This is a genomic window from Rhodobacter sp. SGA-6-6 (genome assembly GCF_011043545.1).
Classification (GTDB): Bacteria; Pseudomonadota; Alphaproteobacteria; order Rhodobacterales; family Rhodobacteraceae; genus Pseudogemmobacter.
This window is the reverse complement of record NZ_JAAKGP010000013.1, coordinates 59,752-85,418: the sequence shown is the minus strand read 5'-3', so window position 1 is coordinate 85,418 and position 25,667 is coordinate 59,752. Positions and strand designations below refer to the sequence as shown.

Below are 25,667 nucleotides of genomic sequence, written 5' to 3'. Positions count from 1 at the left end.
GCGACGGGGGATGTCGCGGGCGGGATGGACGAAGTCGGGGGCGGCGGGCTAGGCAGGGGGGCGAACGGAGTTTCCCATGTCCCTGCCTTTCCCCCTTCGGGCCGCGCGCCCCGCGGTTGCGGCTTTTGCCGCCATGGGCATGGTCTGGGGCAGCTTCGCCGCCGTGCTGCCCGACCTGAAATCCATGCTGGGCGTGGACGAGGCGCAGCTGGGTCTGCTGATCCTGTTCACACCCATCGCCGGCGTCACCGCCATGCTGCTGGCGCCGCGCATCGGCGCCCGGCTCGGCCGGGTGGCGCTGCCGGTCGCCACCTGCCTGATGGCGCTGGCCTTCCTGCTGCCGGGGCAGGCGGCCTCGGTGGTGCTGTTCCCGCTGGCGATGGTCTGCTGCGGGGCGGCCACCGGGCTGACCGACGTGCTGATGAACGCCCGCACCGTGCAGATCGAGCATGAGCGCGGGCTGCATCTGATGAACCTGTCCCACGCCGCCTATTCCTTCGGCTATGCCGGGGCGGCCGTCGCCACCGGGGCGATGCGCGGCATGGCCTGGCCGCCGGGGCTGGTGATGGGCGTCGTCGCCGGTGCGGCGCTGGCCATGGCGCTGCTGACCGTCGAGCGGGATGGGCGGATCGACGGGCTGCGGGCGCCGGCGGACGGGTCGGGCGGTGGACTCGGGCTGGTGCCGCTGATCGGCGGGGCGATGGTGCTGGTGGCCTTCCTGACCGAGAACGCCGCCGAGAACTGGTCGGCGCTGCATATCGAGAAGACCTTGGGCGGCAGTCCCGAGCAGGGTTCGATGGGACCGGCCGCGATCGCGCTGACCATGGGCTTCGCCCGGCTGGCGGGGCAGGGGCTGGCCGGCCGGGTCGGGCCGTTCCGGCTGCTGAAGGGTGGCGCGCTGGTCGCCGCCGCGGGGGCGCTGATCGCGGCGCTGGCCCAGTCGCCGGCCATGGCCTATGCCGGCTTCGTCGTCATGGGAGTGGGGGCCTCGGTGATCTCGCCCACCGCCTTCTCGCTGGTCGGCCGGCTCGGCCCCGACGAGGCGCGGGCCCGGGCGGTGGCGCGGGCCACCCTGCTGGGCTACTTCGGCTATTTCTTCGGCCCGCCGATGCTGGGCTTCATCGCCGGGGCCTTCGGGCTGCGGTCCGCCTTCGTCTTCGCCGCGGTGCTGCTGATGGCGATCCTGGTGCTGGCGCCGATGATGGCCGCCGCGGCGGGGCGGCGGCCGCAGGCTCAGCGCGCCTGAACCTCGATCAGCCGCGGACCTTGCATCGGCGCGCGTAGGGCGGCCTTCAGCGCCTCCGGCTCCTGCGGGACGCGGGCGAAGGGCAGGCTGCAGGCGGCGGCGAAATGGCCCATGTCGAAGGGGCTGGGGCTGCAGCCGATCACCTTGGTCTGGGCGGCGATCATCGCCTCGGCGATCTCGCGGAAGGCGGCGTTGTTCCACACAAGGAAGGTGACCGGCAGGGCCTCGTCCACCGCCACCCGCAGTTCCGCGGGATCGAAGCCCAGGCCGCCATCGCCGATCAGGCAGGTGACATGGGCGCCTGACGCCACCGCCGCGCCGATGGCCGCGCCGGGGCCGAAGCCGAGCGCGCCGTAGCCGGTGGCGGCGTTGAACCAGCCGCCGGGGCGGTCGTGGTCGTAGCAGAGGTTGGCGGCATAGACCGGCTGGGTGCTGTCGCCGACGATCAGCCCGCCGGGAAGGGCGTCGCGGATCGCCTCGACCATCGCCAGCTGGTCCGGCATCGCCGGATGCAGGTCGGCGAGTTCCGCCCGTGCCGCGCGGCTTGCGGCCTCTGCCCGCGCCGCGCCATCGCCCTTCCGGGGCGTAAGGCGGGGCAGCAGGGCGGCGGCGAAGGCCCCGGCTTCCGCCCGCAGCGCCAGCCGCGCCTTGTGGCGGGCCAGCTGGTCGGCGCAGAGGTCCACCCGGATCATCCCCGACAGGTCGGGCAGCTGGCCGTTGACATAGGCGTCGTAGTCGGTCGGCCCCAGCTCGGTGCCGAGGGCGAGGACGGCATCCGCCTCGCGGATCAGCGCCCGGGTGGCGGCGAGGCTGGCCGAGGCGGCGACGGTCAGCGTATGGCCGTGCATGATGCCGCGGGCGTTGGTGGTCTGGACCACCGGCGCATCCAGCGCCTCGGCCAGCGCCTGCACCTGCGCCCCGGCGCGGCGGCAGCCGCCGCCGATCAGGATCACCGGGCGCTGTGCAGCGTCCAGCAGGGAAGCGGCCTCCTCCAGCGCCTGCGGCGCGGCTTCCGGCGGCTGCGGCAGGACGGCGGGGGCCTCCAGTGCCGGGCAGGGCAGGCCCATCACGTCGGTCGGGATCTCGATATGCGCCGGTCCCGGCCGCCCGCCCAGCATCGCCGCGAAGGCGCGGTCCAGCATCGGCCCCAGGTCCGCCGGATCGTCCAGCCGCTCGGTGGGGCAGAGCGCCCGCACCATGGCGGCCTGATCCGGCAGTTCGTGCAGCATCCCGAGCCCGAGCCCCAGCGAGGCCCGGCGGTTCACCCCCGAGATCACCAGCATCGGCACCGAATCCGCCTTGGCCTGCGCCATCGCGGTCAGGGTGTTGGTGACGCCCGGTCCGGTGATCACGAAGGCCACCCCGGGCTTGCCGCTGACCCTTGCATAGCCGTCGGCCATGAAGCCCGCGCCCTGTTCGTGGCGGGGGGTGACATGGCGGATCGCGCCGGAGGCGAGGCCGCGATAAAGCTCGATGGTATGGACCCCGGGGATGCCGAAGACCACTTCGACCCCGCGCGCCGCCAGCCCCTCGACCAGCCGTTCCCCGACCGTTGTCATGCCGCATTCTCCCGCAGCCGTGCCGCATGGGCGGCGATCCGTTCCATTGCCCGGGCGATCAGCCCGTCCTCCACCGTCAGCGACAGCCTGATCCAGCCGCGCAGGCCTTCGCCGAAGCTTTCGCCCGGCATCACCGCCACCTCGCGCTCCGCCAGCAGCGACAGCGCGAAGTCGCGGCCGGAGAGCCCGGTCGCCCGCACGTCGACCAGCGCGAACATCCCCGCCTCGGGCCGGTGGACCCGCAGCCCGGCCACGCCGTCCAGCGCCCGCTGCACCATCGCGGCGCGGGCGGCGAAGCGTTCCGCCATGCCTTGTGCGACGGTCGGCGGGCCGGAGACCGCCATCGCGGTCATGTCGGCGATGAAGGGCTGGCTGCCGAACAGCATGGTCTCGGACAGGGGCAGCAGCCGTTCGGCGAACTCCGCCGGGCCGACCACCCAGCCGGAGCGGAAGCCGGGCGCCGAATGGGATTTCGAGATCGAGGAGGCGACCACGGTCCTCTCGGCCAGTTCCGGCAGGTCCAGCGGCGAGGCGAAGGGGACGCCGGGGAAGACCAGGTCCTCGTAGACCTCGTCGGCGACGATCCACAGGTCGTGCTTGCGGGCGACCTCGCCCAGGGCCGCGATGTCCTCGCGCCGCAGCACGGCGCCGGTGGGGTTGTGCGGGCTGTTCAGGAACAGAACGCGGCTGCGCGGGGTGATCCGCGCCTCCACATCCGCCGGGTCGATGCGGAAGCCGCGCTCGGCCCGCAGCGGCACCGGCACCATCGTGGCGCCGGTCTGGGCGATCAGCCCCTCGTAGGTGGCATACATCGGGTCGCCGACCAGCACCTCGTCGCCCGGCTCCAGCAGGGTGCGGAAGGTGGCGTAGAGGCAGGTCTGGGTGCCGGGCAGGCAGGTCACCTGATCGGCACCGATGGTGCGGCCGCGGCGGGCCGAGTAGCGGCGGGCCAGCGCGGCGAGCAGCAGCGGCTCGCCCTGGCCGTTGGAATAGCCGGTGCGGCCGGCCAGCATGGCGCGGTGCGCCTCCTCGATCAGCTCCGGCGGCGTCGGCACGTCGGGCTCGCCGATGGTCAGCTCGATCACCTCGCGGCCCTCGGCCTTGGCGGCCCGGGCGCGCAGATGCACCTCCCACTTGGCCGAGCCGAGGCCCGCCAGCCGGTCGGGAACGCCTGCATATCTCATCTCGTCTCTCCTTCCCCCGCGGGGGCCTTGCCGATTTCCGGGATGAAGGTCCCGTGCGCCATCAGGTCGGTGCCGAGGATGGCGCCGACCGAGGCCAGTCCGATGCGCACCAGTTCCCCGGGCGCGAAGCCATGCGGCAGCACGCCGCCCTCCAGCCAGAGCCCGTCGATCACCGCATTGCAGGCAATGGCCTCCTGCCGCATCTGCGCCGCGGCCACGCCGGGGCGGCCGAGGGCGGCGATCAGCCCCTGCAGCACGTCGCGGTAGCGCAGGTAGCCGCGTTCGTGGGCGGCCAGCAGGGCGGGGTCGGCGCGCATGGTGTGCAGGTAGCCCGCCCACAGCCCGACCGCCCCGGCATCGACCACCGGCGGCCGCAGCGAGGCGGCGACGAAGGCCGCCAGCCGCTCCTCGGGCGCGGCGCCGACGCCGGACAGCGCATCGGCGCCCTTGTCGGTCATGCCGTCGATCAGCTGGCGATAGGCCGCGCGCGACAGCTCGTCCTTGGAGCCGAAGTAGTGCCGGATCAGCCCCGGGGTGACGCCGGCCCGTTCGGCGATCGCCCGCACGGTGGCGGCGCGCGGCCCGCCCTCGGCCACCAGCGCCTGGGTGGCGGCGATCAGCGCCTCGCGGCGGCTGTCCTCGCTTTCGCGGCGATAGGGGCGGCGGTCGGGTTTCATGGCATCGGCGCGGCGCTGTTATACAGATGCATAATCGGACAGGTGCCGCACTTATGCAAGCGTCGGTTTGTGGATTGCGCGGCTTCGCCGCAAGCCTTTTGTCTCGCCTCTGCGCGCAAGCGCGCAACCGGCTCGGGCGTGCCTCCGGCGGGGATATTTGGGGGCAGGTGAAAGGGAAGAAGCGCTCTTCTTCAAATTCACCTGCTCCAAATATCCTCGGGGGGTCCGGGGGGCGAAGCGCCCCCGGTTCCGACAGCCGCCGCAAGGACCTCTGCCGGCAGCGGCGCGATTCAGCTGCCCGGCTGCCCGTCTTTCGGCGCCACGTCCTTATGGATGATCACATCCGCCTGCGGATAGGCCTCCAGGATCGCCCGGCGCAGGGCGGCGCCGATGTCATGGGCCTCGCGCAGGCTCTGCTCGCCATCCAGCTCGATATGCAGGTGGACGAAGATGCGGCGGCCGGCGGTGCGGGTCTTCAGGTCGTGGAAGCCGTGCACTCCGGGCCAGGTCCGCGCCATCTCGGCGATGGTCTCGATCACCTCCGGGGCGGCGCGGCGGTCCATCAGCGCGTCCCAGGCGCCCTTGCCGATCTGCAGCGCGCCCCAGACCATCGCCAGCGCCGCCACCAGCGCCACCATCCCATCCACCCGCGCCAGCCCCCAGCGGGAGGAGGCGTAGAGCGCGAAGACCGCCCCCGCCCCGGGCAGCAGGTCGCCGAGGTAGTGCAGCCGGTCCGCCGCCACCACCTTGCTGCCGGTGGCCTTCGCCACCCGGCCCTGCCACCAGACCAGCGCCAGCGTCAGCGCCATCGAGGCCAGCATCACCGCCATCCCCAGCCCTTCGTCGGCCAGCGCCGGCGGCTCGGGCGCCCTCAGCCGGCCGACCGCCGTCCAGCCGATCGCCCCGGCCGAGCCGAGGATGAACAGCGCCTGCGCCAGCGCCGTCAGGTCCTCGGCCGAGGAATGGCCGAAGGCGTGGTCTTCGTCGGCGGGGCGGGCGGCGTAGACCAGGGCTGCGGCGGCGGCCAGGCTCATCATCAGGTCCAGCGCGGAATCGGCCAGCGAGGCGGCGATGGACACCGCCCCGGTCGCCGCCAGCGCCCAGAGTTTCAGCCCGACCAGCACGGCGGAGACCGCGACCGAGGCCAGTCCCGCCGTCAGCGTCAGCTTTGTGTCCCGATCCGGCATCCTTGCCCCCAAGCAGGACCCGCGGACTACCGCCCGGGGGGCTGCGGTGCAAGGGTTACTCGATGACCTCGCCGGGCAGCACGCCCCAGAGCGCGGTCTTGGCGACCCAGCCCCGCTCGCCGCCGGACTGGATGCGGCACCAGTCGGGCAGACATTCCAGCACCCGGCCGATCACCCCCAGCTCGGCCTGCGCCACCACCGGCGCCGCCGGGTCGGGGCTGCTGCGCAACTCGGCCATGTCCAGCGTCACCACCACGCTGCGCACGCCGGACAGCAGCGCGTAATGCACCCAGCCGCCGGCGCCGTCCTGGTCCTCGACCCGGCGCCAGTTGTCGAACTCGGCGGTGATCTTCAAGGGCATTCCCGGCCGGGTGAACACCCAGTCGATGCGGTGGGTCAGGCCGGGGCCGCGGCGGGCGTTGCCCTCGTCGCCCTTCAGGCTGACGAAGCGGGGCAGCGGCAGGTTGGTGACGCAGCCGAAGCCCGGCTTGCAGTCCTTCTCCTTCTTCGCAGCGGGCTGCGCCGCGGCATCGCCGGGAACCTCCGCCTCGGCCTCGCTGCCTTGCGCGTGCAGCGGCGGCGAATGGGTGATCCCCCAGAGGGCGGCCGTCCCCACCGCCAAGGCGACCCAAGTCCTGATCCGCATGATCCCGCCCGTTCCGGGACCGGCCTGTCGCGGCGCGCCGCCTGCGACCTGCCGTCCCGCCTTTGCCCAGCCTCAACCCGGGGCTTGTGAACCGCCCCGCTTCCCGCCACTGTGCCGCAGAAGAGAGTGTTTTGGAAGACCCCGGGGGAAGCCATGCCAATCCAGCGCCTGAGTGTTGTCGTCACGCGACGCCTGCCCGAGGCCGTCGAGACCCGGCTGACAGAACTGTTCGACGTGGAACTCCGCGACCCGGACACGAAGATGAGCCGCGAGGAACTGGTCGCCGCCATGGCGCGGGCCGATGTGCTGGTGCCGACGATCACCGACCAGATCGACGCCGGGCTGATCGCCCAGGCCGGCGGCAAGCTGAAGCTGATCGCCAATTACGGTGCCGGGGTGGACCATATCGACGTGGCCACCGCCCGGCAGCGCGGCATCCTGGTGTCGAACACCCCCGGCGTGGTGACCGAGGACACCGCCGACATGGTGATGGCGCTGATCATGGCGGTCACCCGCCGCATCCCCGAGGGGCTGGCCACGATGCAGGCCGGCCGGTGGGAGGGCTGGGCGCCGACTGCCTTCCTCGGCCACCGGATGGCGGGCAAGCGGCTCGGCATCCTCGGCATGGGGCGGATCGGCATGGCGGTGGCGCGGCGGGCGAAAGCCTTCGGCTGCCAGGTCCACTACCACAACCGCCGCCGCCACCGGCCCGAGGTGGAGGAGGAGCTGGAGGCGACCTACTGGGAAAGCCTGGACCAGATGCTGGCGCGGATGGACATCGTGTCGGTGAACTGCCCGCACACGCCCTCGACCTTCCACCTGCTGAACGCGCGGCGGCTGAAGCTGATGAAGCCGACGGCGGTGGTGGTGAACACCTCGCGCGGCGAGGTGATCGACGAGAACGCCCTGACCCGGGCGCTGCGGGCCGGGGAACTGGCGGGCGCGGGGCTGGACGTCTACGAGCACGGCACCGAGATCAACCCCCGCCTGCGCGAGGTGCCGAACGTGGTGCTGCTGCCGCACATGGGCTCGGCCACGCTGGAGGGCCGGATCGAGATGGGCGAGAAGGTGATCATCAACATCAAGACCTTCGCCGACGGCCACCGCCCGCCGGACCAGGTGGTGCCGGGGATGTTGTGAGGGGCTTTGGGACTTTGCGGCCCTTAGGGTGCAACGGAGGCCGGTGCCCGACCGCGGGCAGGCGCTGCCAACGGTGCGCGAACAGCGCTTTATGGTGCAGCCTCTCCCCCGGGTGGAGCGGAGACCGGCGGCGCAGAAGCGCCCGCCCGGGGGGCGGTCGGGCGCTGGCCGGGGGCGCTGACGCGCCTGTTAACCCGGCCGGGACTTCAGTCCGGCGTTGCGCGCAAGCGACTCATTCCCGATGGCTGCAATGGGCTCAAACGGGTCTCTGGAGCGTCGCGCCTGTAAGGCGGTAGGCCATCCTATGCCGGAAAATCCGCGGCCTGCCCGGGCGAAAAAAGGCGGCCTTTGCCAGACAGATCGGGCCGGAAAGCGCCCGATTGACCTACTCCCCCTCCGGCGCAGGCGACCCGGGAATCCCCTCCAGGCTCACGTCGGCCACCAGCGGCAGGTGATCTGACGCCCGGCTGGCGTCGAAGCTGGTGAAGACGCTGGCCTCGCCCGCCGCGAACTGGTCGGAGATGGCGATCCGGTCCAGCGCGAAGACCGGGCGGCGCGCATGGTAGGTCGGGCCGCCCGACAGGATGCGGAAGCGCTTCGCCAGCCGCCCCAGCCCGACCTCCAGCGAGCGTTCGTTGAAATCGCCGGCGATCAGGGTCGGGATGTCCTCGCCCGGCGGGATCATCTCCAGCAGCGCCGAAAGCTGCTGGCGGCGCGACTGGCGCAGCAGGCCCAGGTGGACGCCGACCACGCGCAGCCGCTGGTCGTCGCGCGCGAGCAGCGCCGAGACCAGGCCGCGCGGCTCCAGCCCCGGCAGGTCCTGGTGGTGGCGCTCGATCACCTCGAACCCGGGCGAGACCAAGAGCGCATTGCCGTGCCAGCCGAGCGACTCGCGCCCGTGCTCGAAGCTGACGGGGACCAGGCCGGTGCGTTCGTAGATCTCCTGCCGCAGGAAGACCGGTCGGCGCGGCGGCAGGCGCAGGTCGGCCTCCTGCAAGGCCACCACATCGGCGCCGAGGTCCGAGATCACCCGCAGCACGCGGTCCGGGTCGCGGCGGCGGTCGGTGCCCATGGCCTTGCGGATGTTGTAGCTGGCGATGCGGAGAAGGGGACTGGTCATAGGATCGGCGCCCCCAGCCGCACCACGCCCTCGGCCAGCCGCCGCAGGCTGCCGGTCGCGGGCAGGCCCTCGTCGCAGTCGGGCGCCAGCGCCAGGAAGCAGGCCTCCAGCGCCGCCACGGTTTCGGCATCGTGGCAGGCGAACATCATCTCGAAGTTCAGCAGCATCGAGCGCAGGTCGAAATTGGCCGAGCCGGTCAGCCCGAGGCCGTCGATCAGCGCCGCCTTGGCGTGCATCATCCCCTGCCGCTGGCGCAGGATGCGGCAGCCGGCCGCCGCGGCCTCGCGCAGATAGGCGCCGCGGGCCAGATCGGCGGTCCACTGGTTCGACGTCGCCGGCAGGGCGATCCGCACGTCCACCCCCCGCCGCGCCGCGGTGCAAAGCGCGGCCGACAGCGGCTCGGACGGCACATAATAGGGCGTGGCTATCCAGACCCGGCGGTCGGCGCGGTGGATGGCGGCGACCAGCCCGTTGTGCAGCCGGTCCTCGGGATCGTCCGGCCCGGCGGGAACCAGCTGCAAGAGCGCCTCGCCCGCCGCCGCCCCTGGGGGCGGAACGGTCCCCGGGTCGCGGCCGGTCACCGCCCAGTCCGCCCGGAACAGCGCCGCGCATTCGGCCAGCACCGGCCCTTCCAGCGTGAAGCTGAGATCGCGCCAGGCCCCGGGAGCGAGGTATTCGTCGCCGACGTTGCGCCCGCCCGCCCAGGCCAGCCGCCCGTCCGCCATCACCAGCTTGCGGTGGTTGCGCAGGTTCAGCCGCCCGCCGTTCACCGGCCCGGGGAAGGGCGAGAAGATATGCACCTCTCCGCCCGCCGTCTCCAGCTCGGCCAGCTCCGCCCGCGGGCGGCGCAGGGTGCCCAGCCAGTCCAGCATCACCCGCACCTCGATCCCGCGCCGGGCCAGGGCGGTCAGGCGGCGGGTGAACTCCCGCCCGCTGGCATCGGGGCGCAGCACGTAGAGCAGCACGTCCACCCGCTGTTCCGCCGCGTCCAGCACCTGCCACAGCCCCTGCACCGCGGCCGCGGCGCTGTCGTGGAAGGCGATCCGGTTGCCCGAGGACGGCGCCGGGCAGCCGAGCGCGGTGAAGACCGGCCCCGGCCCGGGGCCCGAGGCGGCCTCGCCGCGCGGCAGCGGCAGGCGGCGGCGCTTCTTGCGGAAGCCGAGGGCGATGAACAGCGGCACGGCCAGATAGGGCACCAGGATGATGAACAGGATCCAGGCCGCCGAGGATTGCGGGCTGCGCGAGCGGTGCAGCGCCAGCACCACCGAGGCCGCGACGGCCAGAACCCCCAGGACGACGAGGATATGCTCGAAAAACAGCAGAGGCATCAAAGGTTCCGGGGCGGCTTCCTGTCTGTCTGGTCCCGCCGTCCAGCCTAGCGGCAGCGGCGGGGCAGGGGAAGCCGCGGCGGAATTTCGCGGCGCTTCGGCGAAAAGCTGCGCCTTCCCCGTTGAACACGCCGCCCCCAGCCCCTAGTTAGCCAGAAAAGCGCGCAATCCCGGGACAGTTCATGGAAATCTTCACATACGCGGGCTTCATGGCCCTTCTGCAGGTGATCGGCATCGACCTGGTGCTGGCCGGCGACAACGCCATCGTCATCGGCCTCGCCGCCGCCGGCCTGCCGAAAGAGCAGCGGGCCAAGGCGATCATGGTCGGCATCGGCGCGGCCACCGTCATGCGGATCGGCTTCGCGCTGCTGACCACGCAGCTTCTGCAGATCGTCGGGCTGCTGCTGGCCGGGGGCATCCTGCTGCTCTGGGTCTGCTGGAAGATGTGGCGCGAGCTGCGCGAGGGCGGGCACGAGCAGGAGCACGAGGCGACCGAGGCGCTGGCGGACGAGGACATCGACCGCGACGGCGACGTGGGCGGCAACGTGCCGCGCAAGACCTTCGCCCAGGCGGCCTGGCAGATCGTCATCGCCGACGTGTCGATGAGCCTCGACAACGTGCTGGCGGTGGCGGGGGCGGCGCATGGCCACCCGACCGTGCTGATCATCGGCCTGGTCCTGTCGATCGCGCTGATGGGCCTGGCCGCCAGCTTCATCGCCAAGCTGCTGAACAAGCACCGCTGGATCGCCTATGTCGGCCTTGCGATCATCGTCTATGTGGCGCTGAAGATGATGTGGGAAGGCTGGCATCAGGTGGAGCCGGTGCTGATGGGCGCCATCGGCGGCTGACCGGGTCTTCGGCCGGAAGGAAGCCCGCCCGGGAGACCGGGCGGGCTTTCCCATGCCCGCGTCAGAACCGCCGCGGCGACACCGGCGACAGGTCGATGTGCGGTGCCCGCCCCGCCAGCAGGTCGGCGACGATCCGCGCCGTCGCCGGGGCCATCGTCACCCCCAGGTGGCCGTGGCCGAAGGCATGGATCACCTCGGCCCCGCCCGCCGAAGGCCCGATCACCGGCAGGCTGTCGGGCAGGCTGGGGCGGAAGCCCATCCAGTCGCGGTCGGGCGTCTCGGGCAGGTCGGGGAACAGGCTGCGCGCGCCCTCCACCAGCCGGGCGATGCGGTGCGGCGAGGGCGGCGCGGTCAGCCCGCCCAATTCCACCGTCCCCGCCACCCGCAGCCGCCCCGCCATCGGGCAGAGGTAGAACCCCCGGGCGGTGGGGCAGGAGGGGCGGGTCAGCAGCGGCTCCGCCATGTCCCATTCGACGTGGTAGCCGCGTTCGGTGTCCAGCGGCACCCGGTCCCCCGCCATCGCCGCCAGCGCCCGCGAATGCGCCCCGGCGGCGATCACCACCCGGCGGGCGTGCAGGTGCAGGCCGGGGCCTTCGACGGTGACGCCATCCGGGCCGCGGGTCAGCCGCTCGGCCCGCGCCGGGATCAGCTCGGCCCTGGTCCGCACATGGGCGGCGACCAGGCCCATCATCCGGCCCGGATCATCCAGGAAGATCGCCTGCGGGAAGAAGGCCGCCCCCGCCATCGGCGGCAGGCCCGGCTCCAGCGCCGCCAGTTCCGCCGCGGTCAACAGCTCCACCGTCACCCCGAGGGCGCGGCGCCCGGCCATCTCGGCCCCGGCGGCGCGGAAGGCGGCCTCGGTCTGGTAGAGGTAAAGGCAGCCGCGGTGCTGCAATATCGCCTCGCCGCCGACCCGGGCTGCGAGGTCCTGCCACATCGGCCCGGCCTCCTGCAGCAGCGCGGCGATGCCCTGCGCATTCCGCGCCGCCGCCCCGGGCAGCGACGCCTTGGCGAAGCGCAAGAGCCAGGGCGCCAGCGATGGCAGCGCCGCCCGCCGGATCGCCAGCGGCGACATCCGGTCGAACAGCAGCGAGGGCAGGTTCCTCAGCACCTCCGGCGTGCCGACCGGGGCCACCGCGTAATCGGCGATGGTCCCGGCATTGCCGTAACTGGCCCCCATCCCGGGCGGGCCGGGATCGACCAGGGTCACCTCCCGCCCCTCGGCCAGCAACCGCTCGGCCACGGCAAGGCCCACCACGCCCGCGCCGAGGACGGCGACCTCGGTCGTGGCGCGGCGGGTCATCGGCCGCCCCTTCCGGCGGGCATCCTAGAGGCAGGCCTCATACAGCGCCCGGGTGTTCTTCTTCGTCATCTTCACCGGGTTGCCGCCGCAGGAGGGGTCTTCCAGCGCCATCCCGGTCAGCATGTCCAGATCGGGGTCCTTCACCCCCAGCCTGGTCAGGTTCTCCGGGATCGCCAGTTCGGCCCGCAGGTCCATGATCCGCGACCGGAAGCCCTTGAACCCGCCCTTGATGCCGCAATAGGCCGCCGCCGCCGCCAGCCGGTCCTTCACCGCCTTGCGGTTGAAGTCCAGCACCATCGGCATCACCACGGCGTTGGTGGTGCCGTGATGGGTGTTGTAGACCGCGCCGATCGGGTGGCTGAGCGAATGGATCGCCCCCAGCCCCTTCTGGAACGCCACCGCGCCCATGGCGGCGGCCGACATCATATGCGCCCGCGCCTCAAGGTTCTCGGGGTGCTTGTAGGCCTTGGGCAGGTTCTCGAACACCAGCCGCATCCCCTCCAGCGCGATGCCCTGGCTCATCGGGTGGTAGAACGGAGAGCAATAGGCTTCCAGGCAATGCGCCAGCGCATCCATGCCGGTGCCCGCGGTGATGAACTTCGGCATCCCCACCGTCAGCGCCGGGTCGCAGATCGTCACTTTCGGCATCAGCGCCGGATGGAAGATGATCTTCTTCTTGTGGGTCTCGGAATTGGTCAGCACCCCGGCGCGGCCGACTTCCGATCCGGTCCCCGCCGTGGTCGGCACCGCGATGATCGGGGCGATCTTCGCCGCATCCGCCCGGGTCCACCAGTCGTCCACGTCCTCCAGGTCCCAGACCGACAGGCCCTTCTTCTGCCCCGCCATCAGCGCGATCATCTTGCCCAGGTCCAGCGCCGAGCCGCCGCCGAAGCAGATCACCCCGTCATGGCCGCCCGCCTTGTAGACGGCGATGCCCTCGGCCATGTTCTTCTCGTTCGGGTTGGGGTCCACCTCGGAGAACACCGCCCGGCCGAGGCCCGCGGCCTCCAGCACGTCCAGCGCGGCGGCGGTGATCGGCAGGCTGGCCAGCGCCTTGTCGGTCACGAGGAGCGGCTTCCTCAGCCCCGCCGATTGCGCATGTTCGGCCAGCTCGCCGATGCGCCCGACGCCGAACTTGATGGCGGTGGGGTAGGACCAGTTGCGGTTGGGAACCTCGTTGGACATTTCAGACCTTCTTGAGATGGTAGGATTTCGGGCGGGTGACGGAGTGATAGCCGAGATAGGACAGGCTGCCGCCGCGGCCGGTGTCCTTGCAGCCGGTCCAGCACAGGGCCGGGTCCAGATAGTCGGCGCGGTTCATGAAGACGGTTCCGGTCTCGATCCGCGCGCCGATCCCGGCGGCAGTGTCGTAATCTTCGGTCCAGATGCTGGCGGTCAGGCCGTAGGGCGAGTCGTTCATCAGCGTGATGGCCTCCTCGTCGTCCTTCACCTTCATGATGCCGACGACGGGGCCGAAGCTCTCCTCGGTCATCACCCGCATGGAATGGTCGACATCCACCAGCACCTGCGGCGCGAGATAGGCGCCGCCGTCGTCGGGGAAGTCCTTCGGGTCGATCAGCGGCCTGGCGCCTGCCGCGACAGCCTCGGCGATCTGGTCGCGCACCACCTTGGCGAAGCGCACATTCGCCATCGGGCCGAGCGTCGTCGCCTCGTCCAGCGGGCTGCCCAAGCGCAGCGCCTTCACCCAGGCCGCGGCCTTCTCGACGAAGGCGTCGTAGAGGCTTTCGTGGACATAGATCCGCTCGATCCCGCAGCAGCACTGGCCGGAGTTGAACATCGCCCCGTCCATCAGCGTGTCCACCGCCGCATCCAGATTGGCGTCGGCCCGGACATAGCCCGGGTCCTTGCCGCCGAGTTCGAGGCCGAGCGGCGTGAAAGTCCCCGCCGCCGCCCGCTCGATGGCCCGCCCGCCGGAGACCGAGCCGGTGAAGTTGACGAAATCGAAGGCGCGGGAGGCGATCAGCGCCTCGGTGGTGGCGTGGTCGAGGGCGAGGTTCTGGAACACATCCTCGGGGATGCCCGCCGCATGGAAGGCCTCGGCCAGACGCTCGCCGGCCAGCAGGGTCTGGCTGGCGTGCTTCAGGATCAGGGTGTTGCCGGCGATCAGCGCCGGAACGATGGTGTTGATCGCGGTCAGGAAAGGATAGTTCCAGGGCGCGATGACGAAGACCACGCCGAGCGGCGCGCGGGCGATGTAGCGGCGGAAGGCGTTCGAATCCTCGATCACCTTCGGCGCCAGCGTCTCGGCGGCGATTTCGGCCATGTAGTCGGTGCGGGCATTGACCCCGCCCATCTCGCCCGCGCCATAGCGGATCGGCCGGCCCATCTGCTGCGCCAGCTCGCGGGCGATGGTCTCCTTCATCGCGGTCAGCTTCGCCACGCCGGCCTTGACCAGCGCGACCCGCTCTTCCAGCGGGCGGGCGGCCCACGGCCCCTGCGCGGTGCGGGCACGGCCGACGGCGGCCTCCGCGGCCTCGCGCGACAGCGGCGGCCGCTCGGCCAGGACCGAGCCGTCTATGGGGGAGATCAATTGGATGGGTTTCATTCTCTTGCCTCGTAGGGCGGGGTTCACCCCGCCATCGCGTTCCATTCGTTGTTACCGGGCCGGCGGGGTGAATCCCGCCCTACGCCCGCTCCAGCAGCCGTTGCAACTCGAAATCCGTCACCACGCGGTCGGTCTCGGAGATCTCCCATTGCGCGGCGTGGTGGTAGTGCTCCACCACGTCGTCGCCGAAGACCCGGCGCAGCATGGCGCTGCCGTTCAGGGCGGCGGCGGCCTCGCGCAGGGTGTGGGGGATCTCGCGGATGCCCTGGGCGGAATAGACGTCGCCGGACATTTCCGGCTCCAGTTCCAGCTTCCGCTCGATCCCCTCCAGCCCGGCGGCCAGCAGGGCGGCGCAGGCCAGGTAGGGGTTCACGTCGCTGCCGGGGATGCGGCACTCCACCCGGATCGCCTTGCTGTGCAGCCCGCAGATGCGGAAGCCGGCGGTGCGGTTGTCGGCGCTCCACACCGCCTTGGTCGGTGCGAAGAGGCCGATGCAGAAGCGCTTGTAGCTGTTCACATAGGGCGCCAGGAAGACGGTGATCTCCTCGGCATGGGCCAGCTGGCCGGCGAGGAAATGCTTCATCGTGGCGGACATGCCGTGCGGGTCGGACTTGTCGGCGAAGGCGGGCTTGCCGTCCTTCGTCCACAGGCTCTGGTGGACATGGGAGGACGACCCCGCCTTGCGGTGGTCGTATTTCGCCATGAAGGTCACCGACTTGCCGGCGGCATGGGCGATCTCCTTCACCGCCTGCTTGACGATCACATGGTTGTCGGCGGTGTCCAGCGCGTCGGAATACTTGTAGTTCACCTCGTGCTGGCCGGCATCGGCCTCGCCCTTGGTGTTCTCGACCGGAATGCCGGCGGCGTAGAGGCCGTTGCGCACGGCCCGCATCAGGCCCTCTTCCTTGGTGGTCTGGAAGATATGGTAGTCCTCGTTGTAGCCCGAGATCGGCTTCAGCGCCGACAGCCCGCCGTCGCGCAGGTTCTCGTAGGCGTTCTCGAAGATGTAGAACTCCAGCTCGGTCGCCATCATCGGCTCGAAGCCCATGTCGCGGGCGCGGGCGACCTGCCGTTTCAGGATCGCACGGGGACTGACGCGCACCTCCTCATGCGTGTCGTGCTCCAGCAGGTCGGCCAGGCACAGCACGGTCGCGGGCAGCCAGGGGATCACCCGCATCGTGGCGAGGTCCGGCTTCATCACGTAGTCGCCGTAGCCGCGCTCCCAGCTGGAGGTCTTGTAGCCGGGGACGGTGGTCATCTCCATGTCGACGGCCAGCAGGTAGTTGCAGCAATGCGTCTCCTCGTGGCCGCCGTCCAGGAAGAAGGCGGCGTGGAAGCGCTTGCCGACAAGGCGGCCCTGCATGTCGATGGCGGCCACCAGCACGGTGTCGATCTCGCCGGCGGCGACAAGTTTCTTCAGGGCGTTAAGGGTCAGGGTTCCGGGCATATTTGTCTCATCACATCATCGGTTTCGGAAGGCCCGCGCAGGCGGGCAGGCGTCGGCACGGGTCAAGCCCGCGCCGGGGCGCCGCCGAACTCGGGTTTGCGGGGCCAGCAGTCGCCGGCCTGTGCCTGTGCCATCTTCCGTTCCTTCCCGGGAACGGGCCGGGCGCGAAGACGCCCGGCCCTTCCTGTGCCGTCAGCCGTAGCGGTAGGGCCGCCCGGCCTTCGACATCACGTCGTTGTATTTCTTGATGATCTCGACCACGCGGGCTTTGACCTCCGACTCGGCGGCGATCTCGTCCCAGAACGTCGCGGCGGCCTGTTCCACGGTGGCCCATTCGGCATCGGGGATCGAGGTCAGCTGCAGCTTCGGCCCGTTCACCCGCAACTCGGCCTCGCCGCCCCAATACCACCACTGGCGGTAGTAGTGCGACTGCTCGAAGCAGACCTGCATCAGCGCCTTCAGGTGATCCGGCACCTCGTTCCAGCGCTCCTGGTTGGCGAAGAAATGGCCGATCCAGGCGCCGGAGATGTTGTTGGTCAGGAAATACTTGGTCACGTCGGCCCAGCCGACGGTGTAGTCCTCGGTGATCCCCGACCAGGCGATGCCGTCCAGCTCTCCGGTCTGCAGCGCGACCTGGATGTCCTCCCAGGGCAGCTGCATCGGCACCACGCCGAACTGCGCCAGGAAGCGGCCCGCGGTCGGGAAGGTGAAGACGCGCTTGCCCTCCAGGTCCTTCAGGCTGTTGATCGGGTCCTTGGTGGCGAAGTGGCAGGGGTCCCAGGACCCGGCCGAGATGTGCTGGACGCCGACCTTGGCATATTCCTCTTCCCAGATCTGCTTCAGCCCGTATTGGTTGAACAGCACCGGCACATCCAGCGAGTAGCGCAGCGCCAGCGGGAAGTAGCCGCCGAAGACCGTCACCTCGGTCGGCGACTGCATCGAGTCGTCGTCCGACTGCACCGCGTCGATGGTGCCGGACTGCATCGCCCGGAACAGCTCGGACGTCGGGACCAGCTGGTCGGCGTAGTAGAGTTCGATCTCCATCTGGCCGGCGGCGATCTTGTTGAAGCTGTCGATGGCGGGCTTGCAGACATGCTCGCCAAGCGCGGCGCCGGCATAGGTCTGCATCCGCCACTTGATCGGCGCGGACTGCGCCCGCACGGCGGGGGCGGCAAGGGCTGCGGCCCCGGCGGCAAGCGCGCCATGGCTGAGGAATTTCCGTCTGGTCGTCATGTTAACCTCCGTTGGATTGGGCGGGGGCGGTTCGGCCGCCCCTCTCGGGTTGGGGTCAGGGTGCGCCGTAGACCTGATGCGGCAGCCAGAGCGCGATCTCGGGGAAGACCATCACGATCACCAGCGTCAGGATCATCAGCGCCACGATCGGCACGATGGATCGGTAGATGTCGGCCAGCGTCACATGGTCCGGCGCCATCGCCCGCATCAGGAAAAGGTTATAGCCGAAGGGCGGGGTGATGTAGGCGATCTGGCAGGTGATGGTGTAGAGCACACCATACCAGATCAGCACGTCGGCAGGGTCCATGCCGAGGTCCAGCTTCGCCACCAGCGGGATATAGAGCGGCGCCACGATCACCAGCATCGCGGTGTCGTCCAGGAACATCCCCATGATCAGGAACGAGACCTGCATCAGGATCAGGATGGTCCAGGGCGACAGGCCGAGGTCCTGCAGGAACAGGTCCTCGATGGCGGCCACGGCGCCGAGGCCGTCGAAGACCGCGCCGAAGGCCAGCGCCGCCAGGATGATCCACATGAACATGCAGCTGACGCCGAGAGTCTGCACCATGCAGGTGTCGAACACCCGTTTGGTGAAGCGCCCGCGCACCAGCGCCACCAGCGTGGCGATGGTCGCGCCGAGGACCGAGGCTTCCACCAGGCTGGCCCAGCCGTAGATGAAGGGGCCCATCATGGCAGCGAAGATGGCGAAGGGCAGGATGCCGGCGCGCAGCAGCCGGTATTTCTCGGCCTGTCCGGCCGCGCGCTCTTCCGGCGTCAGCGGCGGGCCGAGCGCGGGGTTCCGGGCGCAGCGGATGACGATGTAGACCAGGAACACCCCGGCCATCAGGAAGCCCGGGAACACGCCCGCCAGCCACAGCTGCCCGACCGGCTGCCGCGCGATCATCGCATAGAGCACCAGCACCACCGAGGGCGGTATCAGGATGCCGAGCGAGGACCCGCCCTGGATCACTCCGGTGATCATCACCTTGTCGTAGCCGCGCTTCAGCATCTCGGGCAGCGCGATGGTGGCGCCGATGGCCAGCCCCGCGACGGACAGCCCGTTCATCGCCGAGATCAGCACCATCAGGAAGATCGTGCCGATGGCCAGCCCGCCGGGCACCGGGCCGAACCAGACGTGGAACATCTTGTAAAGGTCGTCGGCCATGCGGGTTTCCGACATGACGTAGCCCATCCAGACGAACATCGGCAGGGTCAGCATCGGATACCAGTTCATCAGCTTGATCGTGCTGGTGAAGGGAATGGCCGACCCGCCGGTGCCCCAGAGCAGCAGCCCGGCCAGCGCGCCGACGAAGCCGATCACCGCAAAGACCCGCTGCCCGGTCAGCAGCATGATCAGCATGCCGCCGAACATGACGATGGCGATATATTCGTTCGGCATCAGATCTCTTCCCCGCGCAGCCGCGCGATGTCGCGGATCAGGTAGGCGATGGATTGCAGGATCATCAGGAAGGTGCCGAAGCAGATGATGATCTTGATCGGCGCCATGTAGGGCCGCCAGACGGTGCGGGACCGCTCGCCGATCTCGAAGGCATAGATCGTGCTGTCGATGCCGCCGTAAAGCACCACGCCCAGGAAGAAGATCATGGCGAAGACGGTGACGGCATCGACCGCCGCCTGCTTGCGCAGCGACCAGCGGCCGTAAAGCAGGTCCATCCGCACATTGGCGCCCAGTTGCAGCGAATAGGCGCCGCCGAGGACGAAGTAGCTGACCATGGTGAACTGCGCCATCTCCTGCGTCCACAGCGGCGGGCGGCCGAAGGCCTTGGCCAGGATCGACCACATCAGCACGCCGGCCAGCAGGAACAGGAGATACATCGCGAAGCGGCCGACGCGGTAGTTCACCGCCTCGACGATGCGGACGAAGGCTATGGCGGAACGGGGCATCACCGGGTCCCCGTTGCCGGGAGGCGCGGGCAGGATGCACCCAAGGGTGCCGCGGGGCTGCGGGCCATGATCGAGTCGACTCCCTGATTTTTCTTCCAGCGTTCCCCGCTGTCCAGGTTCTGTCAAGAATATTCCAGTTGGCGAATCTCTGTTACATTTGTTTCTGTCGGGGAAAAGGAGCCGCCGCGATGGACCACGCCGACCCGCCGCCGACCATCGAGGACAGGATGCGCGCCGCGCTGCCCGAGCTGACGCGGGCGGAGCGGCAGGCCGCCTCGCATATCCTGTCGCATTTTCCGATGTCGGCGCTCGGCTCGATCACCGCGCTGGCGCGGGCGGCGGATGTCTCCTCGCCCACGGTGGTGCGGCTGGTGCAGAAGCTGGGGTTCCGCGGCTATACCGACTACCAGTCGGCGCTGCGGGCCGAGGTGGCGCGGCTCCTGACCGCGCCGCTGACCCTGCCCGAGGGCGCGCGCGAGGCGGCGGCGCATCCGTTGCAGGGCTTCGCCGCGCAGGTGGTGGCGAACATCGACGCCACCATCGCCCAGATCCCCCCGCGCGAGTTCCTGGCGGCGGCGGCGCTGCTGGCCGATACTTCGCGGCGGGTCACGGTGATAGGCGGGCGGCTGACCCATGCCCATGGCGACTATTTCGCCACCCTGCTGCGGGTGATCCGGGCCGACGTGACCTTCCTCGCCGATGTGCTGACCGACTGGCAGCAGGCGCTCCTGGACCTGCGGGCGGGGGATGTGGCGGTGGTCTTCGACATCCGCCGATATGAGGCCAATGCGGTGCATTTCGCCGAGATGGCGGCGGCGCAGGGGGCCGAGGTGGTGCTGATCACCGACCGCTGGATGTCGCCCGCGGCGGGCCATGCCCGCCATGTGCTGGCCTGCGCGGTGGAGGTGCCGGCGGCCTGGGATTCCACCGCTTCGATCCTCGTGGTGATCGAGGCGCTGCTGGCGCAGGTGCAGGGCCGGCTGGCCGATCAGGTGCAGGCGCGGCTGAACCGGCTGGAAGACCTCTTCGCCCGCACCAAGGTCTTCCGCGCGCCGAAGGTGGGCGGAAAGGGGGAACTGCCCCCTTCTTCGTGACGGGATGGGCCGGGCGGTCTCAGCTCAAGTAATGCGCCACCGGCTGCAGCGGCGGCGGCGGCTCTTCCCCCAGGTGCGGTGCCAGGCTGATCTCGGCGGCGCGGCAGATCGCGTCCAGCGCCACGCCGTTCGGGCTGGCGGCGAAGGGATGGCTCAACTCCTCGGTCACCTCGGCGAGGCCGAGGAACATATAGGCCACCACCGCCACGAAGACCGGCGTCATCCAGCCGGTCGGCCCGGTCAGCGCCAGCGGCAGCAGCAGGCAATACAGATAGCTGGTCCGGTAGATCAGCAGCGAATAGACGAAGGGCAGCGGGCTGTTGGCGATCCGCTCGCACCCCGCCTGCTGCGCCGCCATGCTGCCCAGCCGTTCCGCCAGCGCCCGCGCGCCGAAGCCGTCCAGCCGCCCGTCCCGGTGCGCGGCGGCCACCAGCGCATTCACCCTGTCCAGCGCGGCGCAGGGCGGATGGGCGGCATCGGCCACCTGCTCCTGCCCCGGCACGGCGGGCGACAGCCGGCGCAGGTTGATGCGATGGGCGTGCAGGAAGACCAGCGCCGCGCGCAGGATGTCGTGGCGGGTGGTTTCGTCGGCGACGAAGACCTCGGCCTCGCGCGCCAGGCTGCGCATGTCGGCCAAGAGCCCGCCCCAGAGCTTGCGCGCCTCCCACCAGCGGTCGTAGGCGGCGTTGTTGCGGAAGCCGAGGAACAGCGACAGCCCGATCCCGAAGACGGTGAAGGCCGAGCCGTCCAGCCGGGGCAGCAGGCCCAGCCGGTGGTCGATCGCCACCACGGCGGCGGCGATGGCGGCCAGCAGCAGCACCGGCGGCAGGATGCGCGGCACGATGGAGCCGCGCAGCGCGGTCAGCAGGTCCCAGACATCCGGCTTGTCCCTGACGATCATCCCGCGCCCCCTTGTTCCGGCCCCTCATAGCAGAGCCCGGCGGCTGCGCGGAAGGGTCAGCCCTTCACCTTCAGGAACCGGAACAGCACCGGCGCGCCCATGATCACGATCAGGATGCGGGTCAGGTGGTGGACGATGACGAAGCCGAGGTCGGCGCCGGCGATGATCGCCAGCATCGACATCTCGGCCTGCCCGCCGGGGGTGAAGGCCAGGAACCCCTCCACCGGCGGGCCGAGGCCGGAGAGGGTGACGATCTCGGTCATCGCCCCGGCAATCACGGCGAGGATCAGCACGAAGGCGGCGCCGCCTGCCACGGTGTCGCGCAATTCGCGCAGGGTGACGCCGACGTAGCTGACGCCGATGCTCATCCCGATCAGGAACTGCGCCGCCAGCAGCGCCTCGCGCGGGGGGCGGTGCTCCAGAAGGCCCGACAGCGACAGCACCATCGCCACGATCAGCGGGCCGAGGATGGCGGCGCCGAAAAGCCCGATCCGCTCGCCCCCCTTCCAGCCGACCAGGCCGGCGGCGACCATGATCGCCATCTCGGCCAGGGGCAGTTCTCCGGCGGGCTGGCCGACCGGGTGGGTGAGCGTGACGCCGTAGACCTTCACCAGCACGATGGGGGCGACGATCATGATCACCAGCAGCCGGGTTGCATGGACCAGCGACAGCTGGCGCACGTTCGCCCCGGCCTCCTGCCCGAAGATGGTCATGTCGGCCGCCCCGCCCGGCATTGCGGAGTAGAAGGCGGTGACGGAATCGAAGCGGCAGATGCGGCGGAAGAACGGGTAGCCGACCGCGCCGATGATCAGGATATAGACCGGCACCAGCGCGACCGAGGCCATCATCATCGGCACCTGCGCCACCAGCGCCGGCGTGACCGAGGCGCCGATGGCCACCCCCAGCACCGCCCGCGCGCCCACCGAGACCTGCCCCAGCCCGGTCAGCCGCGCGCCCAGCAGGGCGGCGACCAGCGACGCCGCCATCGGGCCGAACAGGAACGGCAGCGGCAGCGACAGCAGATGGAACGCCGCCACCCCCGCCGAGGCGATGGCGACGGTCATCGCCTGTCTGCGCAACCGGGCCAGCATCGGGGCGCTACTCGGCGTCGGCGGGTTCGACGATCCTGCGCGACCGCCGCCATTGCAGCAGCGCGGGCACGGTCACGACCAGGAAGGCGATGGCCAGCAGCCCCGCCGACAAGGGCGTCGACACCAGCGTCAGCGGATCGCCCTGACCGGCCGCCAGCGCATCGCGCAGCTTTTCCTCGGCCATCGGGCCCAGGATCAGCCCGATCAGCACCGGCGCGATGGGGAAGTCGTAGACCCGCATCACATAGCCGAGGCAGCCGACGCCGAACATCATCGCCAGATCGACCCAGGAGTTCGACACCCCCCAGATGCCGACCAGCGAGAAGATCAGGATCCCCGCATAGAGATAGGGCCGCGGCACGAACAGGAGCCGCACCCACAGCCCCGCCAGCGGCAGGTTCAGCACCAGAAGCATCAGGTTGCCGATATAGAGCGAGGCGATCAGCCCCCAGACCAGATCGCCCGAGTTGATGAAGAGCAGCGGCCCCGGCTGCAGCCCGTAGTTCTGGAACGCCGCCAGCAGGATCGCCGCGGTGGCCGAGGTCGGCAGGCCGAGCGTCAGAAGCGGCACCAGCACCCCGGCGGCGGCGGCGTTGTTCGCCGCCTCCGGCCCGGCCACGCCCTCGATGGCGCCATGGCCGAATTCCTCGGGGTGGCGGGTCAGTTTCCGCTCGACGGTATAGGACAGGAAGGTCGGGATCTCGGCCCCGCCCGCCGGCAGCGCGCCGATGGGGAAACCGAAGGCCGCTCCGCGCAGCCAGGGCTTCCACGACCGTTTCCAGTCCTCCCGGGTCATCCAGATGCCGCCGGCCAGCGGGTTCAGGTTCGGCATCTGCTTGCCGTAGCGGCTGGAGACATAGAGCAGCTCGCCGATGGCGAAAAGCGAGACCAGCACCACCGTCATCTCCACCCCGTCCAGCAGGTCGGGCACGCCGAAGGTCAGCCGCTGCATCCCGCCGGCCTTGTCGATACCGACGACGCCGAGCGACAGGCCGATGAACAGCGCGATGAAGCCGCGCACCTTGGACGACCCCATCACCACCGAGACCGACAGGAAGGCCAGCAGCATCAGCGCGAAATAATCCTGCGGCTTGAAGATGAAGGCCAGTTCGGCGATCGGCGGGGCCAGGAAGGTCAGGCCGATGGTGCCGATGGTGCCGGCGACGAAGGAGCCGAGCGCGGCGGTGCAGAGCGCGGCGGCGCCGCGGCCCTTGCGGGCCATGCGGTTGCCCTCCAGCGCGGTCATCATCGCCCCGGCCTCGCCGGGGGTGTTCAGCAGGATCGAGGTGGTCGACCCGCCATACATCGCGCCGTAGAAGATGCCGGCGAACATGATGAAGGCGGCGGTCGGGTCGATATAGACGGTGACGGGCAGCAGCAGGGCGATGGTCAGCGCCGGCCCGATCCCGGGCAGAACGCCGATGGCGGTGCCCATGAAGGTGCCCAGAAAGCACCAGAACAGGTTCTGCGGCTGAAGGGCGACGGCAAAGCCGTTCAGAAGGCCGTTGACCGGATCCATCCTCAGACCCCCGCAAGGGGCAGGAAGCCGCCCAGTTGCACGCCCAGCTTGCGGAAAAGCCACCAGCACAGCACCGAGAACGCCGCGCCCAGGGCCAGGTTCAGCAGATGGCTGCGCGACTGGAAGGCCGCGGCGACCAGAACGAAGCAGCCGGTGCAGGTGACGACGAAGCCCAGGGGCTTCATCGTCACCATGGGAAGGGCGCAGGCCGCGGCGGCAAGGCCGAGCGCCGCGTAGCTGACGCGGTGGTCGTCGTTGACGTCCTCCGCGCCCTGTTCCTCGAATCGGACGCCCCGGCGGATCTGCAGGGCCAGAAGCAGGCCCAGGAACAGCATCACCAGCCCGATCGCGGTCGGAAACATTCCCGGCCCGATCCCGGCATACTGGTGGAACTGCGGCAACTCGGCGGCTTTCCACAGCACGATGGCGCCCCATCCTGCCACTGCCACCGCCAGCCAATAGGGGCGTTCGGTCATTGTCGCGTCCTTTCGGGAACGGCGGGGGCTACTGGATCAGCCCGAGGTCCTTCAGCACGGCGGCGGTGCGTTCCTTCTCGGCGTCGAGGAAGGCCGCGAACTCGTCCCCGGCAAGGAAGGCGTCTTCCCAGCCCTGCTTGGCGAGGATGTCCTTCCAGGCCTGGCCCTCGTGCATCCTGGTGAAGCGGTCCAGCCACATCGCCTTGCCCGCATCGCTCATGCCCGGGGCGCCGACGATGCCGCGCCAGTTGCCGACCACGACCGGGAAGCCGGCCTCGGTCAGGCTGGGGGCGTCGATGCCCTCGACCCGGCCTTCCGAGGTGACGGCGATGATCTTGATCCGCCCGGCATCGGCCATCGGCTTGAACTCGGAGATGCCCGAGACGGCGACCATGACCGCGCCGCCGCCGACGGCGACCACGCTTTCCGCCCCGGATTCCTGCGGGATGTAGTTGATCTTCGCCGGATCGAGCCCGGCCTCCTTGGCCAGAAGCGCCATCACGATGTGATCGACGCCGCCGGCCGACCCCCCGGCGATCGAGACCGCGCCCAGATCGGCCTTCATCGCCGCAACGAGATCTTCGACTGACTGGATCGGGCTGTCGGTGGCCACGGCGATCACGCCGGTGTCGTTGGTCAGCCGCACCAGCGGCGTCACGTCGTCCAGCGTGACGGGCGAGTTGTTCAGCAGGATGCCGCCGACCATGATGACGCCCATCGACATCACCGCATTGTCGTTGCCCTGGTTGGCGCCGGCGAATTCGGCCAGGCCGATGGTGCCGCCCGCGCCGCCCTTGTTGGTGAAGGTGGCGCCATCGGTGAAGATGCCGTCGGCGGCCATCGCCTCGAACGGCATCCGCGCGGTCGCGTCATAGCCGCCGCCGGCGCCGCCCGGCGCCATCACCACCGCGGGCTCGGCAAGGGCCGCAAGGCCCGACAGCGAAACGGCGGCTGCGGCCGCGAAAATCGTCCTGATCATGTCTTCCTCCCATAGGGTCCGGGCATTCCGCCCGCGTTCACCCGGGCCCGGACCCAGGAGGAGCCGCAAGACCGGGACGTGCCGCTGTGCCGCGGCTGTCGTCCGTCCAGTGATACGCAATCCGGTCCGGCAGGCAACCTTTCTTGTGCCGGAGATGCGCCTGCTCCGCGCTTTTCATGCCTGTGAGGAAAGTTTTTGTAATCAATGACTTGAAATGC

The 25,667-nt window shown here is 70.3% G+C and carries 23 protein-coding genes; 4 read left to right on the top strand and 19 right to left on the bottom strand.

Annotated elements, in window-relative coordinates:
* Window positions 1-76: 76 nt before the first annotated feature.
* A complete protein-coding gene (locus G5B31_RS17795; RefSeq protein ID WP_165019562.1) occupies window positions 77-1,246 on the top strand; it encodes an MFS transporter in 1,170 nt (389 codons plus the stop codon).
* Here the strand turns inward: G5B31_RS17795 and G5B31_RS17790 are convergent.
* From G5B31_RS17790 to G5B31_RS17770, 5 genes are all read right to left on the bottom strand, one after another.
* Complete coding sequence (locus G5B31_RS17790; RefSeq protein ID WP_165019561.1) at window positions 1,234-2,805, bottom strand: 5-guanidino-2-oxopentanoate decarboxylase; 1,572 nt, start codon at window positions 2,803-2,805, stop codon at window positions 1,234-1,236. The genes G5B31_RS17795 and G5B31_RS17790 overlap by 13 nt on opposite strands.
* Window positions 2,802-3,989 (bottom strand): pyridoxal phosphate-dependent aminotransferase, encoded by a 1,188-nt coding sequence (locus G5B31_RS17785; protein ID WP_165019560.1) that lies wholly within the window; start codon window positions 3,987-3,989, stop codon window positions 2,802-2,804. Before G5B31_RS17785 ends, G5B31_RS17790 begins: the two co-directional genes overlap by 4 nt.
* Entirely contained in the window at window positions 3,986-4,666 is a 681-nt protein-coding gene (locus tag G5B31_RS17780) for a TetR/AcrR family transcriptional regulator (protein WP_165019559.1), read from the bottom strand. Before G5B31_RS17780 ends, G5B31_RS17785 begins: the two co-directional genes overlap by 4 nt.
* A 290-nt stretch (window positions 4,667-4,956) precedes the next feature.
* A complete protein-coding gene (locus tag G5B31_RS17775; protein WP_165019558.1) occupies window positions 4,957-5,853 on the bottom strand; it encodes a cation diffusion facilitator family transporter in 897 nt (298 codons plus the stop codon).
* 55 nt (window positions 5,854-5,908) lie between these two features.
* The gene (locus G5B31_RS17770; RefSeq protein WP_165019557.1) at window positions 5,909-6,499 is read right to left on the bottom strand and encodes an SH3 domain-containing protein; all 591 of its coding nucleotides are present in this window, start codon (window positions 6,497-6,499) and stop codon (window positions 5,909-5,911) included.
* A 153-nt stretch (window positions 6,500-6,652) separates the two neighbouring features.
* On the opposite strand from G5B31_RS17770, the gene G5B31_RS17765 reads away from it, so the two are divergent.
* Window positions 6,653-7,639 carry a D-glycerate dehydrogenase gene (locus G5B31_RS17765; RefSeq protein ID WP_165019556.1) on the top strand — a complete coding sequence of 329 codons (987 nt, stop codon included), beginning with the start codon at window positions 6,653-6,655 and terminating at the stop codon, window positions 7,637-7,639.
* Window positions 7,640-8,024: 385 nt separating this feature from the next.
* On the opposite strand, the gene G5B31_RS17760 is transcribed toward G5B31_RS17765, so the two are convergent.
* Both G5B31_RS17760 and G5B31_RS17755 read right to left on the bottom strand, forming a co-directional pair.
* Window positions 8,025-8,759 (bottom strand): endonuclease/exonuclease/phosphatase family protein, encoded by a 735-nt coding sequence (locus G5B31_RS17760; RefSeq protein ID WP_165019555.1) that lies wholly within the window; start codon window positions 8,757-8,759, stop codon window positions 8,025-8,027.
* Window positions 8,756-10,087: a phospholipase D-like domain-containing protein gene (locus G5B31_RS17755; RefSeq protein ID WP_165019554.1), complete on the bottom strand. Its 1,332-nt coding sequence runs from the start codon at window positions 10,085-10,087 to the stop codon at window positions 8,756-8,758. Before G5B31_RS17755 ends, G5B31_RS17760 begins: the two co-directional genes overlap by 4 nt.
* A 182-nt stretch (window positions 10,088-10,269) precedes the next feature.
* On the opposite strand from G5B31_RS17755, the gene G5B31_RS17750 reads away from it, so the two are divergent.
* A complete protein-coding gene (locus tag G5B31_RS17750) occupies window positions 10,270-10,935 on the top strand; it encodes a TerC family protein (protein ID WP_165019553.1) in 666 nt (221 codons plus the stop codon).
* A gap of 61 nt (window positions 10,936-10,996) precedes the next feature.
* Here the strand turns inward: G5B31_RS17750 and G5B31_RS17745 are convergent, their stop codons facing one another.
* From G5B31_RS17745 to G5B31_RS17715, 7 genes are all read right to left on the bottom strand, one after another.
* Complete coding sequence (locus G5B31_RS17745; RefSeq protein ID WP_165019552.1) at window positions 10,997-12,238, bottom strand: FAD-binding oxidoreductase; 1,242 nt, start codon at window positions 12,236-12,238, stop codon at window positions 10,997-10,999.
* Window positions 12,239-12,262: 24 nt separating this feature from the next.
* A complete protein-coding gene (locus G5B31_RS17740; protein ID WP_165019551.1) occupies window positions 12,263-13,423 on the bottom strand; it encodes an iron-containing alcohol dehydrogenase in 1,161 nt (386 codons plus the stop codon).
* A gap of 1 nt (window position 13,424) precedes the next feature.
* A complete protein-coding gene (locus G5B31_RS17735; protein WP_165019550.1) occupies window positions 13,425-14,804 on the bottom strand; it encodes an aldehyde dehydrogenase family protein in 1,380 nt (459 codons plus the stop codon).
* 79 nt (window positions 14,805-14,883) lie between these two features.
* Complete coding sequence (locus tag G5B31_RS17730) at window positions 14,884-16,251, bottom strand: glutamine synthetase family protein (protein WP_165019549.1); 1,368 nt, start codon at window positions 16,249-16,251, stop codon at window positions 14,884-14,886.
* A gap of 192 nt (window positions 16,252-16,443) precedes the next feature.
* Complete coding sequence (locus tag G5B31_RS17725) at window positions 16,444-17,484, bottom strand: TRAP transporter substrate-binding protein (RefSeq protein ID WP_165019548.1); 1,041 nt, start codon at window positions 17,482-17,484, stop codon at window positions 16,444-16,446.
* 55 nt (window positions 17,485-17,539) lie between these two features.
* Entirely contained in the window at window positions 17,540-18,883 is a 1,344-nt protein-coding gene (locus G5B31_RS17720) for a TRAP transporter large permease subunit (RefSeq protein WP_165019547.1), read from the bottom strand.
* On the bottom strand, window positions 18,883-19,389 hold the full coding sequence (locus G5B31_RS17715) for a TRAP transporter small permease subunit (RefSeq protein WP_165019546.1): 507 nt from the start codon (window positions 19,387-19,389) through the stop codon (window positions 18,883-18,885). Before G5B31_RS17715 ends, G5B31_RS17720 begins: the two co-directional genes overlap by 1 nt.
* 188 nt (window positions 19,390-19,577) lie before the next feature.
* Here G5B31_RS17715 and G5B31_RS17710 point away from each other — a divergent pair, with 188 nt between their 5' ends.
* Complete coding sequence (locus G5B31_RS17710) at window positions 19,578-20,483, top strand: MurR/RpiR family transcriptional regulator (protein ID WP_165019545.1); 906 nt, start codon at window positions 19,578-19,580, stop codon at window positions 20,481-20,483.
* Between the two features lie 19 nt (window positions 20,484-20,502).
* Here the strand turns inward: G5B31_RS17710 and G5B31_RS17705 are convergent, their stop codons facing one another.
* From G5B31_RS17705 to G5B31_RS17685, 5 genes are read right to left on the bottom strand one after another with little or no spacing between them, the layout of a single operon-like run.
* Window positions 20,503-21,384, bottom strand: coding sequence for a bestrophin family protein (locus tag G5B31_RS17705; protein WP_165019544.1), 882 nt, complete (start codon window positions 21,382-21,384; stop codon window positions 20,503-20,505).
* A gap of 56 nt (window positions 21,385-21,440) precedes the next feature.
* Window positions 21,441-22,475 carry an AbrB family transcriptional regulator gene (locus G5B31_RS17700; RefSeq protein WP_165019543.1) on the bottom strand — a complete coding sequence of 345 codons (1,035 nt, stop codon included), beginning with the start codon at window positions 22,473-22,475 and terminating at the stop codon, window positions 21,441-21,443.
* 7 nt (window positions 22,476-22,482) lie between these two features.
* Window positions 22,483-23,994: a tripartite tricarboxylate transporter permease gene (locus G5B31_RS17695; RefSeq protein ID WP_165019542.1), complete on the bottom strand. Its 1,512-nt coding sequence runs from the start codon at window positions 23,992-23,994 to the stop codon at window positions 22,483-22,485.
* A gap of 2 nt (window positions 23,995-23,996) precedes the next feature.
* The gene (locus G5B31_RS17690) at window positions 23,997-24,470 is read right to left on the bottom strand and encodes a tripartite tricarboxylate transporter TctB family protein (RefSeq protein ID WP_165019541.1); all 474 of its coding nucleotides are present in this window, start codon (window positions 24,468-24,470) and stop codon (window positions 23,997-23,999) included.
* A 28-nt stretch (window positions 24,471-24,498) separates the two neighbouring features.
* On the bottom strand, window positions 24,499-25,449 hold the full coding sequence (locus G5B31_RS17685; RefSeq protein ID WP_165019540.1) for a tripartite tricarboxylate transporter substrate binding protein: 951 nt from the start codon (window positions 25,447-25,449) through the stop codon (window positions 24,499-24,501).
* Window positions 25,450-25,667 lie beyond the last annotated feature (218 nt).

Excerpts from the sequence above, each read along its gene's own strand:
- G5B31_RS17795 (WP_165019562.1), top strand. The coding sequence starts at position 77 with ATGTCCCTGCCTTTCCCCCTTCGGGCCGCGCGCCCCGCGGTTGCGGCT.
- G5B31_RS17790 (WP_165019561.1), bottom strand. The coding sequence starts at position 2,805 with ATGACAACGGTCGGGGAACGGCTGGTCGAGGGGCTGGCGGCGCGCGGG.
- G5B31_RS17785 (WP_165019560.1), bottom strand. The coding sequence starts at position 3,989 with ATGAGATATGCAGGCGTTCCCGACCGGCTGGCGGGCCTCGGCTCGGCC.
- G5B31_RS17780 (WP_165019559.1), bottom strand. The coding sequence starts at position 4,666 with ATGAAACCCGACCGCCGCCCCTATCGCCGCGAAAGCGAGGACAGCCGC.
- G5B31_RS17775 (WP_165019558.1), bottom strand. The coding sequence starts at position 5,853 with ATGCCGGATCGGGACACAAAGCTGACGCTGACGGCGGGACTGGCCTCG.
- G5B31_RS17770 (WP_165019557.1), bottom strand. The coding sequence starts at position 6,499 with ATGCGGATCAGGACTTGGGTCGCCTTGGCGGTGGGGACGGCCGCCCTC.
- G5B31_RS17765 (WP_165019556.1), top strand. The coding sequence starts at position 6,653 with ATGCCAATCCAGCGCCTGAGTGTTGTCGTCACGCGACGCCTGCCCGAG.
- G5B31_RS17760 (WP_165019555.1), bottom strand. The coding sequence starts at position 8,759 with ATGACCAGTCCCCTTCTCCGCATCGCCAGCTACAACATCCGCAAGGCC.
- G5B31_RS17755 (WP_165019554.1), bottom strand. The coding sequence starts at position 10,087 with ATGCCTCTGCTGTTTTTCGAGCATATCCTCGTCGTCCTGGGGGTTCTG.
- G5B31_RS17750 (WP_165019553.1), top strand. The coding sequence starts at position 10,270 with ATGGAAATCTTCACATACGCGGGCTTCATGGCCCTTCTGCAGGTGATC.
- G5B31_RS17745 (WP_165019552.1), bottom strand. The coding sequence starts at position 12,238 with ATGACCCGCCGCGCCACGACCGAGGTCGCCGTCCTCGGCGCGGGCGTG.
- G5B31_RS17740 (WP_165019551.1), bottom strand. The coding sequence starts at position 13,423 with ATGTCCAACGAGGTTCCCAACCGCAACTGGTCCTACCCCACCGCCATC.
- G5B31_RS17735 (WP_165019550.1), bottom strand. The coding sequence starts at position 14,804 with ATGAAACCCATCCAATTGATCTCCCCCATAGACGGCTCGGTCCTGGCC.
- G5B31_RS17730 (WP_165019549.1), bottom strand. The coding sequence starts at position 16,251 with ATGCCCGGAACCCTGACCCTTAACGCCCTGAAGAAACTTGTCGCCGCC.
- G5B31_RS17725 (WP_165019548.1), bottom strand. The coding sequence starts at position 17,484 with ATGACGACCAGACGGAAATTCCTCAGCCATGGCGCGCTTGCCGCCGGG.
- G5B31_RS17720 (WP_165019547.1), bottom strand. The coding sequence starts at position 18,883 with ATGCCGAACGAATATATCGCCATCGTCATGTTCGGCGGCATGCTGATC.
- G5B31_RS17715 (WP_165019546.1), bottom strand. The coding sequence starts at position 19,389 with ATGCCCCGTTCCGCCATAGCCTTCGTCCGCATCGTCGAGGCGGTGAAC.
- G5B31_RS17710 (WP_165019545.1), top strand. The coding sequence starts at position 19,578 with ATGGACCACGCCGACCCGCCGCCGACCATCGAGGACAGGATGCGCGCC.
- G5B31_RS17705 (WP_165019544.1), bottom strand. The coding sequence starts at position 21,384 with ATGATCGTCAGGGACAAGCCGGATGTCTGGGACCTGCTGACCGCGCTG.
- G5B31_RS17700 (WP_165019543.1), bottom strand. The coding sequence starts at position 22,475 with ATGCTGGCCCGGTTGCGCAGACAGGCGATGACCGTCGCCATCGCCTCG.
- G5B31_RS17695 (WP_165019542.1), bottom strand. The coding sequence starts at position 23,994 with ATGGATCCGGTCAACGGCCTTCTGAACGGCTTTGCCGTCGCCCTTCAG.
- G5B31_RS17690 (WP_165019541.1), bottom strand. The coding sequence starts at position 24,470 with ATGACCGAACGCCCCTATTGGCTGGCGGTGGCAGTGGCAGGATGGGGC.
- G5B31_RS17685 (WP_165019540.1), bottom strand. The coding sequence starts at position 25,449 with ATGATCAGGACGATTTTCGCGGCCGCAGCCGCCGTTTCGCTGTCGGGC.